Here is a 12,887-nt window from a genome sequence, read left to right as displayed (position 1 = left end):
CAGGATATGCCAAGGCATCGGTTTCCCCGGTTTTTCGGCGGGTCACCCAACACCGACGCCACCTCTGGTTCACACATTGTTCCGGGCTGGACTTTGCTTGCAGACCTTTCAGATTTCTCTTCGCAGAGAACACCCTGTCCATCTTTCTTCAATGAAGTTAAGACGTTTACTTCAGCTACAGTACTTGGAAAGGGTAAAGTTACTGTGTGGATTTTAACCACCTAGATCGAGTGACTGCGGGGCACACGAAAAACCTGAGTGGAGAAAAGCGCTCCACTCAGGTCCTTTTTTGGTCAGAGCACATCCGATAGCTTGTAATCTACGCCATGTTTTCCTTTGTAGTACTCAGGACATTTCGCCTCCACAGATTTCGCAGGAAAACTTCNGGACATTTCGCCTCCACAGATTTCGCAGGAAAACTTCGGAGGTACAGAGGGATCTCCTCCTCCATCCATCAATATTCATACCGTGACCGAGGGCTGTATTCTTGTGCTGCATCTTGTACTAAAAGGGGATGAATCCTCCTTATTCGTGCCCCTGAGCTGCAGCTTGTGCTCAAAAAGGGAACGATTCCTCCTTATTCGTGCCTACGAGCTGCTTCTTGCGCACAAAAAGGGAACGATTCCTCCTTATTCGTGCCCACGAGCTGCTTCTTGCGCACAAAAAGGGAACGATTCCTCCCTATTCGTGCCCCTTGGCTGCATCTAGTGCTCAAAAAGGGAACGATTCCTCCTTATTCGTGCCCACGAGCTGCTTCTTGTGCTCAAAAAGGGAACGATTCCTCCTTATTCGTGCCCCTTGGCTGCATCTAGTGCTCAAAAAGGGAACGATTCCTCCTTATTCGTGCCCACGAGCTGCTTCTTGTGCTCAAAAAGGGAACGATTCCTCCTTATTCGTGCCCACGAGCTGCTTCTTGTGTTCAAAAAGGGAACGATTCCTTCTTATTCGTGCCATCTATCTTCTTTCATTCAAAAAAATTCGTCTAAGAATATTTGTCTCCATAATTAAAAACTCCCACAGCAAATGTACTGAGGTAGACTCAATTTTTATACTTTCTTATTTTTTAAAGAAAACTTGGCTAGCGCCAAGCCTTAGCGCAGGTGATCGTCGTAGTTGCGCTTATACTATAGAAAGTACTTTTATACTTTCTTAACGTGTAAAAAAGACCCCTACAAAGAGAGGTCTTGTAGAATGCTATGTAAACAAATCTGGTTTCAAAATTATTACGATAAACCCTATTAGAGCTGTAATGGTTATCTAATTAACATTATTTCCTTTACTATAGATTATGCTCATCCCTTTACATTTCTAATATCTTGTAGTCTCTAGTCTTAGTTATTAAAAGATCTTTTTCAGCGGCGAACCTATAGAGATCATCAAATACTGTATCGGGCGTAAAATCAACCATTCTAATGTTAAGCCCTATTTTCACATTTACTACAACACATTTTGTCATCCAGCTTACACGTTTGAATTTTATTGACACAATCTGGTTAGGATAGAGTACCCTTTTGTAAATTGGTATTCTCAAAAGCTTAATTTGATATGTTATATAATCTGATTCAATCATTAATTCAAAATTAATGATTAGTTGAACTAAAAGTACGGGTACAGCAACAAAAAGAAAAATCGGAAATTCATAAATATTTACCATTAAAACTATTATTAATATAAATAAGCCAGAGAGTACCCTTGACTTATTAGTGTGATATTTCACGGCTAGCCTCCTTCACCTTTTCTTACAACTATATTTTCAATCTATCATCCTTTATACGATTGGATCATCTTTTTGTTTCAAACTTAATAATTTAGTTTAAGTTTCTGAAATACACCTAAAAAAGAACCCCCGCAATGTAATGTGCGTGAGGGTTCTTTTGGATATAACTAACTATTTTTACAGTTATTCTTGATCTTGCTTCAGTAGTTCAAGTGCTGCGTCAAATTCACGATCAATTTCAGCATTTGGTTTATAGGTTGCCAAGCTGACGATAACCGTAACAATTAAACATAAAACAAAACCAGGCACGATTTCATATAGCATACCTGAAAGCGCTTCGGAATTGCCCCAAACCATAACCGTAACTGCACCGACAACCATACCTACAAGTGCACCGATTCCTGTGATTTTCCTCCAGTATAAAGACAGAAGGATAATAGGACCAAATGCTGCACCGAAGCCAGCCCATGCAAATCCTACGAGATCTAGTATCGTATTATTTTTTGTCCAAGCAAAAATCATTGCTATAATTGACACGAAAAGAATCGAAATTCTTCCGAGAAATACATATCTAGCATCAGTTGCATTTGACTTAAAGACCGCTTTGTATAAATCTTCAATCAACGCTGATGAAGTAACGATCAATTGGGATGAGATCGTACTCATAATCGCAGCAAGAACAGCTGCAAGCATAATCCCCGCAATAAAGGGATGGAAAGTGACTTGTCCAAGGGCAATGAATATAGCTTCTGGATCAACGAGTGTTTCCCCTGGATTCTGCTGAAAATAGGCAATCCCGACCAAAGCAGTAGCAATGGCTCCGAGTAAGCTGATAATCATCCATCCTATCCCAATTCTTCTCGCTTGCTTTGTTTCTTTAACCGTTTTAATAGCCATAAATCGTACAATAATGTGAGGCTGTCCGAAATACCCGAGTCCCCAAGCGACAGCAGATATAATACCTGCAGTTGTAGCACCTGAAACTAGACTAAGCATTGTTGGATCGACATTAAGAATCGATTCTCCAGTTTCTGCGAATCCACCAGTTAAAAAGATACCAAATATCGGAACAAGAATAAGTGCTAAGAACATAATTAATCCTTGAACAAAGTCAGTGTAACTTACCGCAAGGAATCCCCCAAAAAGCGTATAAGCAATAACGACAGCAGATACGATAATAAGACCTGCGTGATAGTCTAGACCGAATGAACTTTCAAAGAATACTCCACCTGCGACCATTCCAGATGAAACATAGAATGTAAAGAAAATTAAGATAATGATTCCTGAAACAATCCGTAATATTTTGGAATTATCTTTCAGTCTACTATCCAGATAACTTGGAATCGTTATTGAATCGTTTGATACTTGTGTATAGGAACGAAGACGCGGTGCAACGAATAGCCAGTTTAAATATGCTCCGATCGTAAGGCCAACTGCGATCCATACAGCATCTAGCCCAGCAACATAAATTGCCCCTGGTAGTCCCATGAGCAACCACCCTGACATATCAGCTGCACCAGCACTGAGTGCAGTAACCGCAGGTCCAAGTGAACGTCCCCCTAGCATATAGTCTGTTAGATTGGAAGTTCGTTTATATGCATACCAGCCAATCAACAACATTCCTACCAAATAAATGATAATCGCGATAAGTTCATAAATATTATCACTCGTCATACATTCTCCTCCTTGTATTAAGTTGTTTATGCCTTTATTTTTGAGCCTTGTTCAAACGTATTGTTTTTGCGATATTGAATGAAGTCAGGTGTATAGCGCTAAAAAAATTTTAAAAATAATACTCATGTTTTTATGTAAAGCTTTTATAGAAGAAATTCAGTTTTTTGATGGTTAAAATAGTCATAAGACTTTTTAACTAGATAATCAACATAGTATTCCATTATTATATCGTTTTTCAAATTATCAATCAACTTAAAAACGTATTATACATAATCAATTCTTCGTCTTTACTAGTCAAATCTCCTCCAAGAATAACAAATCATGAGTTAATTGGGCATAATTAGCCTACACTTCTTTGACAGTTTCCGGGCGCAGATAGACTATAGTCCGCTTTCTTATTTCGACACTTGTAAATCCATTTAAAGCAGAGTAAAGGTGCTTAAAACGTATTTATTCAACAAGGTATTTAAGCCCATGCTCAATCAAATCTGGGATATCGCCCGTTTGGTGAGAATTCTTAGTTCGTTGTTTCTTACACAAAAAAACTCATCAGCACTTTAATGCGGATGAGTTCTAATCAGATTTTATTTCAGAAAGTTTAGAGCTGAGAGGGTGTAGATTTGAACGGTTTCAACAAGCTCATTGATGTCCACATATTCATCAGCATGGTGAGGGATATGCCGGTCCCCTGCTCCTGTTGTGAGGATCGGTACACCTGCAAGATGAAGGAAAGTGCCATCTGTCGCTCCCGGGACCCCATTATAGACGGGATCTTTACCGGTAACCTGCCTATAAGCCTGTGCCACAACCTGTACCACTTCATTTTCTTTGTCCGTCTCGGTCCAGGGCCGATCTTCAATTAGATCAAGTGTCGCTGTAAAATCTGGATCATCCTTACTGAGCCGTTCAATAATGTCTTCAATCTCCCGCCTCAGCTGATCATGTTCCTGGCCAGGGACCGTCCGAATATCCAGTGTGGTCATACATTGAGCTGGAACGACATTGATTTGCGGCTCTCCCTTGACTGGTGCCTGTAAAATGGTTGGTGTAATACTTGGCCATCCAAGATAAGGATGTTCACCCAACCGTTGTTTTTCTTTCTGTTCGAGTTGATCCAGTTCCACAATTAATTTGGCCATTCGTGTGTTGGGGTTAATTCCTGTAAGCGGCATCGCACCATGGGCCATTTTCCCGTGTGTTTTTAAAACGATGCGTATCGCTCCTTTTTGAGTAATACACAGCTGATTTTCCTCAGGTTCACAGATGATGGCTCCATCCACCCCATCTGCCCAGCCTCTTCGGATAAAATCTTTTATTCCGATCATCATTCCCTCTTCGTCACACGGGATACAAAGAATGATTTTCCCTGTAAAAGGTGCGCCTGATTTTTTCAGAGCATGAACAGCAGATATCGCAGCAGCAAGGTTTCCCTTTGTATCACAAGAACCTCTACCATAAATCCTGTCGTTACTGATTTCTCCGCCAAATGGATCATACGTCCAAGAATCAAGATCTCCTTCTGTCACTACATCCGTATGTCCTTCAAATAATAGCGTTTTCCCTGGAAGACCAGAGTCATAAATGGCAATAACGTTTGGCCGGCCTGGCACTACTTCTTCATAAAATACATCTAGACCGATGTTCTTAAGATAATCAACTATGAAACGAGCTACCTTTTCTTCGTTTCCACCCTCGACCTGTGGACGATAGACACTTTGAATACGAATAAGACTCCGTGTCAGTTCAACCACTTCTTTTTTATCAACATATTGAAGAATAGATTCTATAGTCGTTGTCATTGCTTCCGTCCTTTCTTAATGAGATTCATTGACTTCTTTACTAGATGGAAAGCCCTCAATCCCCTCCGCACTCTTAATCGCCAGGATGACTGCTTCAGCTAAAACGTCTGCCGCAATTGTCCCGATCAGATCAACAGAGGCTTCCATATCTCCTGTAGCCAAAGAAAAAATCGTATCCCCGTCAAACATCGTATGAACAGGATAAATGGTTCTCGCTAAACCATCATGGGCCATGGAAGCTACCTTTGATGCCTGTGATTTAGTTAACTTGGCATTGCACGCGACAACTCCTATCGTTGTATTGGTGCCGGCCCTTAAGGGAATGACAGGCTGTTCAAGCATCCAATCTAAACAGCTCCTAATTCTCCCTTGATCATCTCTGGCACCGGCAATGACTTCTCCTGTTTCAGGATTTCGAATCTCCCCAATCGCATTGACCGCTACAATGGCACCCACAATTAATCCATTTGGGCAAACTTTAGAGGCGGAACCAATCCCGCCTTTCATGGCTCGATGGTAGCCTGCAACCTTCCCAACCGTAGCCCCGCAGCCCGCTCCTGAATTACCGAATGGGAAACGGCCTTGTTCCGCATTCTTTGCCGCTTGATAACCCATTTTCTGATCTGGCCGTATAGAAGGGTCTCCTACCGTCAAATCAAACAAGACAGCCGACGGAACAATCGGAACCACTCCTACACCAACATCTAGTCCAATACCTTCCTTTTCCAAAAACTGCATGACACCGCTTGCTGCATCAAGGCCAAAGGCACTCCCTCCTGCTAGACAGATGCTGTGTACACGGTCTACAAGATTCATAGGGTTAAGCAAATCAGTCTCCCTTGTTCCCGGAGCTGAACCCCGAACGTCTACACCGCACACAGCACCCTTCTCCATCAATAAAACCGTACAGCCCGTATAACCTGTTTTGTTTTCTTCATTACCAACTTTAATGCCCGGAACATCAGTAATATTATGAAAAAGTTCCACTACATTTCTCCTGAGATCTTTGATTTCTTGTTCCCGCTATGGTCCAGCTTTTTCCATGCGACCACAACTGCTAGCGTAATAATAACAGAGACAATCGCTTCTGGTATTCCATTGGTTACGGCAATCGTAACTGCAACACCCGGGGCAATATATCCCCTAATGACCGCCATTGTCAAAACGAGTAGCGTATTGGTAAAAGCCCCCACAAAACCCGCCACCCCAATAGCAGCATACTCATTGATTCTCCTTAGAGAAATGTAAGATAGATAGGCCGTTACTCCGATAAACAATCGAGGAAGTATCGCCACTAATGGGTCTTTAAATAATGGTATGGTCGCATCAAGAAACGAAGATACTCCGAAGATTAGTCCAATGACCAGTCCAACAAACGGCCCTTGCATTACTCCTCCAATGATTGCCGGGACATGCATGATGGTAGCATTCCCTGCTGCAGTTGGAACAGGAATAAAACCTAATCGGGTGACACCAAGCAAAATAGCTACTGCTCCTAATACGCCTGCAATGACAATCTTTCTTGTGGTTAATCCTCTTTCCATTCGATTACCCTCCTTAAATTTTTATAGACAGCTATTTTGGTGTGGCAACGAAGAAATTTGACAGCTATTAAGCGGAAGTTCAACTAAACCCACCACTTCCTGTGGTAACGTCGAACTGACTAACATCCTGTTAGCCTCCGGAACTTTTGAACAACATCTAATAAGGAAAAGGAAATGCCAATAATAGAACAGTAAACAAAACACAGAAAAGAAGAGCCATATAATCCATGTTCTGAGCTTTATACTTTGTATAGATCGACCGTTCACTTCCTGGCGTATAGCATCTAGATTCCATTGCCAGCACTAAATCTTCCGCCCGTGCCATAGCAACATTGAATAAAGGAATGATAATAGGAAATACATCTTTGGTTCGTTGGATAATTCTCCACCAGGCACCCGTGCCAAATTCTGCTCCTCTTGAGGCTTGAGCTTTCATCATTTTTTCCATTTCCATTGCAAACGTAGGAACAAACCGGATCGCAATCGTAATGATTAACGCGAATTCATGGACTGGGAACTTTACATGCTTTAAAGGTCTTAACAGACTCTCTATCCCATGTGTAATTTGAGTTGTGGAGGTACTTAACGTTAATACACTGCTCAAAAAAATGATTTCAATAAATCGTAAGGCAGAAACGATTACTAGACGGACACTATCACTTGTAATTAGGATAAAGCCATAGTCGACAAAAACCGTTCCTCCTGAAGCAATTTCACTATAGAACAACAGTTGCAATACGGCTAATATCAAAATGAAAGGTACAGCTGGCTTGACTCCTGATAAACCATAACTAATCGGAATTCGTGACATGTAAAATAAATAACAGGCAAAAGCAAGTGCGATTATGTTTCCAACATAGGTGTCACATATGGCCATCGCAATGACAAGAATAGTAAATGCTAAAAGCTTTATGCGGGGATCCATACGATGAATGAGTGAGCCTGTCGGCAAATACTGTCCAATGGTAATATTGCGGGTTAATTCGAATTCAAAACTAGCTATCTCCCTCACCTCCTAAAGGACTGAAGAACGGAAACCATTTCTTTTGCAGCAGTCTCTATTTCATACGCTTTAAGATTGACAGGATAACCTCGTGCTTTTAGTTGCGCGAGAATCTCCACGGTTTGCGGTGCTCCAATATGGTGCTTCGAAAGAACTTCGGAATTTCCGAAAATGTCTCCTGGTGTTCCATCAATAAGATTTCTTCCATCGGCTAATACATAAATCCTTTTTGCTAAATACGCGACTTCCTCCATGTTGTGGGAGACAAAGATGACGGTCATGTTTTCCTTTTCGTTCAACCGAACAATTTGGTCCAAAAGCTCTTGTCTGGAACGGGGATCAAGACCTGCTGTTGGCTCGTCTAATACTAAAATTTTAGGCTTTAAAGCTAGTACACCAGCCAATGCCACTTTTCTTTTTTGCCCGCCGCTTAAAGCATAGGTTACCCGGTCTTTCAATTCTTCAAAAGACAACCCTACCAATTCCATTGCCCACTTCACACGGTCTCTTACTTCTTTTAATGGTAGTCCCATTTTTAGCGGCCCGTAAGCAATATCATCACCAATCAATTTTTCAAAAATTTGATCCTCGGGATTTTGAAAAACAAGACCTACTTTTCTTCGCAATGCTTTAACATCAAGCTTTGGATCAGATAAATATTGACCTTCCACCGTGACTTCTCCTCTTTGAGGCCGCATCAGCCCATTGAAATGCTGAATTAAAGTCGATTTTCCTGATCCAGTATTTCCAATAATGGCAATGCTCTCTCCCTCTTCCACACTTAAACTGACTCCTGAAAGTGCTTGGTGTTCTAACGGTGTCTTTTCCATGTAGATATGCTGCAAATCCTTTACTTCTAAAATGGTGCTATCACTCACCCTACATACACTCCCCTTTTGGCTGATAAACGCATAACCTCCTGAATAATCTCTTCATTGTGAATCAAATCCGCCTGAAATTCATTGTCATATTCATGAACCAATCTGGCTAATTGGCTGGCTAAAGGAACATCGAGCTGCAACTGATGGAGCAGTTCATACTGCTGAAAGATTTCCCTTGGTGCACCATCCAATACAATTTGACCCTTTTCAATGACTATTACGCGGCTTGCTTCAGCTACTTCTGACATATGGTGGGTTACTGAGACGATCGTCATTCCGTCGTTATTTAGCCTGCGAACAACATCTAGAATGTCTCTTCTTCCATAGGTATCCAACATACTGGTCGCCTCATCTAATACTAAACAATCAGGCTTCATTGCAAGGATTCCCGCAATAGCGACCCGCTGCTTTTGGCCTCCTGAGAGATGATGGGGCGGCCGCTTCCGAAATTCACTCATACCAACCGCATCCAGTGCAAAATCAATTCTTGCCTTCATTTCTGAAGACGGTACCCCGATATTCTCCAACCCAAAAGCCACATCGTCTTCAACAATGGTCGCTACAATTTGATTATCGGGATGCTGAAATACCATCCCTACTTTCTGACGAATCTCTCGCTGCAGATTAGCTTCTCTTGTATTTAAACCGTCCACATAAATGTTGCCTGACAGCGGTTTAAGAATACCGTTGAAGTGTTTGGACAGCGTTGATTTTCCGGAGCCGTTATGACCAATGATCGTCACATATTCACCTGGATGCACATCAAAGGAAACATTTTCAAGAACTGGAACGGTCTTATGGTTGTTAATTGTATATTCAAACGAGATTCCTTCTACTTGAATGAAAGGCTGGCTCATTACACTCCCCTTCCTCCGTCAACATTCATGATCTCCCCAGTAACTGCTTTAGCGAGATCAGAAGCAAGATATAGTGCCGCTTGGGCAATGTCCTCTGGCTGGATTAGCGTTCCTAATGGGACACTGTCAAGAAAGATTTTATTTTTATCTTCCTCTACCTTTTGCTCATCACCAGGCAAAAATTTTCCTAACATTGGCGTTTCAGCAGGACCTGGATTAATGGCATTGACTCTTATTTTATAGGGAGCCAATTCAAGGGCTAGTGCTTTGGTTAACATAATCGCTGCTCCTTTGGAAGCACAGTAGGCATTCAATCCTGGTCTTGCCCGTATTCCCGCGATCGACGCAATGTTAATAATGGATCCTTGTTGCTTTCTTTTCATATAGGGAACAAGGTGGCGTGTCGTTAAAAAAATCGACTTTGTATTGACTGACATGATTTTATCCCATTCACTGATGCTCATTTCTTCAATCGGTGTAAAGAATTGCGGAACTCCTGCACAGTTAATCAAGACATCTGCATGATCGAACTTAGTTAATGCCTCACCGACAAGATTTTGAACACTTTGGTCATCTCCTACATCCGTTTGGACCACCAAAACTTGTCCTACCTGATCTATTTCTTCTGCTGTTTGGTCTGCAGCGTCTTTATTTAAGTCCGCTATAACTACGTTTGCCCCTTGTGCTGCAAACAATTTGGCTGCAGCCTTTCCCATACCTGACCCTGCACCTGTAATAATGGCTGTTTTTCCTTCTAACAATTCTACAGTCACAGGTTTATCACCACCATTCTTTCATCTGTCAGTTCTTGAATTGCATAATGCGGCCCTTCCTTCCCAATCCCGCTGTTTTTCACTCCTCCATAAGGCATAACGTCATTACGGTAAGTGGATACATCGTTAATAATGACTCCCCCATATTGCAGAACTTTTGCTGCCCTCATCGCCAGTTGCAAATCACGGGTGAAAATTCCAGCCTGTAAACCATAATCTGATTGATTGGACGAGTTAAATGCCTCTTCAATATCTTGATAAGGGATGATACAAACGATAGGAGCAAAAACTTCTTTACAAACCACCTTCATGGAAGGATTTGTGTCAACGAGTACCGTTGGAAATAAGATTGCTCCTTCCCTTCTTAGTGGAAGCAATGCTTTAGCTCCTTGCTCTATAGCTTCTCTTACCCATTCTTCTGAACGAATCGCCTCTTTTTCACTAATCATCGGGCCCACATCGGTTTCTAGTTTTTCCGGATCCCCGACGTTCAGCTGTTGAACGTAAGATAAATAGTTTTCCGTAAATTCATCCAATACAGACTGATGGACATACAAACGCTGAACAGCTATACAGGCTTGACCTGCATTATGGAAACTGCGGCTTGCAGTCAGCTTGGCGGCAAGGTCAATATCTGCGTCAACATGTACAATATTTGGAGAATTGTTACCAAGTTCAAGGGATACCGGCCGTAAACCGCTTCGTTCTTTAATATGCTTGCCTACTTCTCCAGAGCCTGTGAACGTATACATCGCTATTCGTTCATCTTCCAAAAGCCATTCACCTACCTCACTTCCTGCTCCGGTAATGATGTTGACATATCCTTTTGGAAAGCCTGCCTCTTCTAAAAGGTCTACCAGCTGAAAGGTGGCCAGCGGTGTTGTGGTAGCAGGCTTAATTACAATCGTGTTACCAGCAGCAAGAGCGGGTGCAATTTTATGGACACCTAATAACAAAGGGTAATTGAATGGAGTAATCACACCTATGACGCCTTTAGGAACACGAATAGTAAAGCCTAAACGATTGTCTGCCCCTTCTGTACCTTGCAGCGGAATCATTTCCCCCGCTATTCGTTTGGCTTCCTCCGCCGATAAGCGAATGGTGTTGATCGCCCGATCCAGTTCTCCCATTGCATCTTTACGAGTTTTCCCAACTTCTCGTACTAAAGAAACCTCGAAGTCCTCTCGCCTTTGTTCCATCAACTCAGCTGCTTTTAGAAGAATAGTAGATCGTTGAAAGGCCGTTAATTGGTCGGATTGAAAGGTTTTTTCAGCTGCGGAAATAGCCTGATCCACATGATGTTTATTTGCTTTGGCGATTGATGCAATCAATTCTCCCGTGTACTTGTGGTAAACGGGAATATGACCCTCTGTATGAACGTGTTCTCCGTTAATGTATAAAGGGTATTCTTTGTCATGTAACAGGGAAGTTTTTGTTTCAGTCATCCTTCGTTCATCTCCTTAAAGAGGTTGTTTAAATAAAATTCATGCTCTTTTTGACCATTTGCTGATGAATCTCTCGTCCAAATTCACTTGTCGTGTTTTTCCCTCCAAGGTCCGGGGTTGATATTTTTCCCTCAAGGAGAGCCTCTTCAATCGAAGATACAATCAAGTCCGCCACATCGGAAAAACCAAGATGCTCCATCATTAAACTAATACTCCAAATTTGTGCAATCGGGTTGGCTATTTCTTTTCCGGCAATGTCAGGCGCAGAACCATGAATCGGTTCAAACATTGAGGGAAAGATTTTCTCTGGATTAATGTTTCCGGATGGAGCGAATCCAAGGCCCCCGACAATAGCAGCACCAAGATCGGTTAAGATATCGCCAAAAAGGTTGCTGCCTACCACCACATCCAATTCTTCCGGTTTAGTAATAAAATAAGCAGCCAGTGCATCAATATGATAGATATCTGTATGGATACCAGGATGGTGTTTGCTCACTTCCTTGACAATTTCATCCCAGAAAGGCATCGAGTGATTGATTCCATTCGATTTCGTAGCAGCCGTCAGCCGTCTCCTTGGCCTTTTTTCAGCGAGTGAATACGCATATTTGATCACTCTTTCCGTTCCATATCTCGTAAATACATTATTTTGCACGGCAAGCTCAAAGGGAGTATTCTCGTGTAATCGCCCACCCATATTCGAGTACTCTCCTTCTGTGTTTTCACGGACTACGACAAAATCAAGATCGTTATGGGCTTTATAACGAAGTGGGCTGTCCAAGCCACGAAGCAGTTTAATAGGTCGCAGATTGATATATTGCTGAAAGGTTCTTCGAATGGGCAGGATCAACTCCCAAACCGAAATATGATCAGGTACAGACGGTGCACCAATCGCGCCGAGCAATATCACATCATAATCACGCAGAACCTCCAGACCATTATCCGGCATCATTTTTCCGTGTTTTAAATAGTAATCACAATTCCAATCAAACGTGTCAATTGAGAAACGAATACCTCCGCAAAGTTCCTCTATCCTCTTTAATGTTTTTAAACCTTCTGCCATGACTTCAGGACCAATTCCGTCTCCAGGTATGGCAGCTACCGAGAAGTGTTGCAAGCTATCACCTCATTCTTTTCTGTTAGTAATAACTAATGCAATTTCCATGCCAATTCAGTTAATTTTAAATTTTCCGAATT

General features: G+C 42.0%; 12 protein-coding genes. 1 reads left to right on the top strand and 11 read right to left on the bottom strand.

The genetic code is table 11. From position 1 onward, the window contains the following. Positions 1–217 (top strand): hypothetical protein (locus NON16_RS22575; RefSeq protein WP_257351660.1); only part of this gene is annotated, 217 nt, incomplete at its 5' end. Positions 218–1,300: 1,083 nt separating this feature from the next. Here NON16_RS22575 and NON16_RS22570 read toward each other — a convergent pair. The 11 genes from NON16_RS22570 to NON16_RS22520 form a co-directional block, all read right to left on the bottom strand. Continuing rightward, the gene (locus NON16_RS22570) at positions 1,301–1,717 is read right to left on the bottom strand and encodes a hypothetical protein (protein ID WP_257351659.1); all 417 of its coding nucleotides are present in this window, start codon (positions 1,715–1,717) and stop codon (positions 1,301–1,303) included. 183 nt (positions 1,718–1,900) lie between these two features. Continuing rightward, a complete protein-coding gene (gene putP, locus NON16_RS22565; protein WP_257351658.1) occupies positions 1,901–3,391 on the bottom strand; it encodes a sodium/proline symporter PutP in 1,491 nt (496 codons plus the stop codon). 584 nt (positions 3,392–3,975) lie between these two features. Then, positions 3,976–5,190: a M20 family metallopeptidase gene (locus NON16_RS22560; protein ID WP_257351657.1), complete on the bottom strand. Its 1,215-nt coding sequence runs from the start codon at positions 5,188–5,190 to the stop codon at positions 3,976–3,978. A gap of 15 nt (positions 5,191–5,205) precedes the next feature. Further along, entirely contained in the window at positions 5,206–6,177 is a 972-nt protein-coding gene (locus NON16_RS22555) for a P1 family peptidase (RefSeq protein ID WP_257351656.1), read from the bottom strand. Beyond that, positions 6,177–6,734, bottom strand: a complete 558-nt coding sequence (locus NON16_RS22550; protein WP_257351655.1) for an ECF transporter S component — start codon at positions 6,732–6,734, stop codon at positions 6,177–6,179. The genes NON16_RS22555 and NON16_RS22550 overlap by 1 nt, the downstream gene beginning before the upstream one ends. Positions 6,735–6,891: 157 nt before the next feature. Next, positions 6,892–7,686, bottom strand: a complete 795-nt coding sequence (locus NON16_RS22545; RefSeq protein ID WP_257351654.1) for an energy-coupling factor transporter transmembrane component T family protein — start codon at positions 7,684–7,686, stop codon at positions 6,892–6,894. Between the two features lie 56 nt (positions 7,687–7,742). Beyond that, positions 7,743–8,615 carry an energy-coupling factor transporter ATPase gene (locus NON16_RS22540; RefSeq protein WP_257351653.1) on the bottom strand — a complete coding sequence of 291 codons (873 nt, stop codon included), beginning with the start codon at positions 8,613–8,615 and terminating at the stop codon, positions 7,743–7,745. Further along, positions 8,612–9,475: an energy-coupling factor transporter ATPase gene (locus tag NON16_RS22535; RefSeq protein WP_257351652.1), complete on the bottom strand. Its 864-nt coding sequence runs from the start codon at positions 9,473–9,475 to the stop codon at positions 8,612–8,614. The genes NON16_RS22540 and NON16_RS22535 overlap by 4 nt, the downstream gene beginning before the upstream one ends. Beyond that, positions 9,475–10,248, bottom strand: coding sequence for an SDR family oxidoreductase (locus tag NON16_RS22530; protein ID WP_257351651.1), 774 nt, complete (start codon positions 10,246–10,248; stop codon positions 9,475–9,477). The genes NON16_RS22535 and NON16_RS22530 overlap by 1 nt, the downstream gene beginning before the upstream one ends. Next, complete coding sequence (locus NON16_RS22525; protein ID WP_257351650.1) at positions 10,245–11,693, bottom strand: aldehyde dehydrogenase family protein; 1,449 nt, start codon at positions 11,691–11,693, stop codon at positions 10,245–10,247. The genes NON16_RS22530 and NON16_RS22525 overlap by 4 nt, the downstream gene beginning before the upstream one ends. A 28-nt stretch (positions 11,694–11,721) precedes the next feature. Next, positions 11,722–12,807 carry a tartrate dehydrogenase gene (locus tag NON16_RS22520; protein ID WP_257351649.1) on the bottom strand — a complete coding sequence of 362 codons (1,086 nt, stop codon included), beginning with the start codon at positions 12,805–12,807 and terminating at the stop codon, positions 11,722–11,724. Between the last annotated feature and the right edge of the window lie 80 nt (positions 12,808–12,887).

The sequence above is a fragment of the Pseudalkalibacillus decolorationis genome (assembly GCF_024609785.1).
Classification (GTDB): Bacteria; Bacillota; Bacilli; order Bacillales; family Fictibacillaceae; genus Pseudalkalibacillus; species Pseudalkalibacillus decolorationis.
Note: the sequence above shows the minus strand (reverse complement) of the source record. Positions and strands in the feature narration are given on the sequence as shown.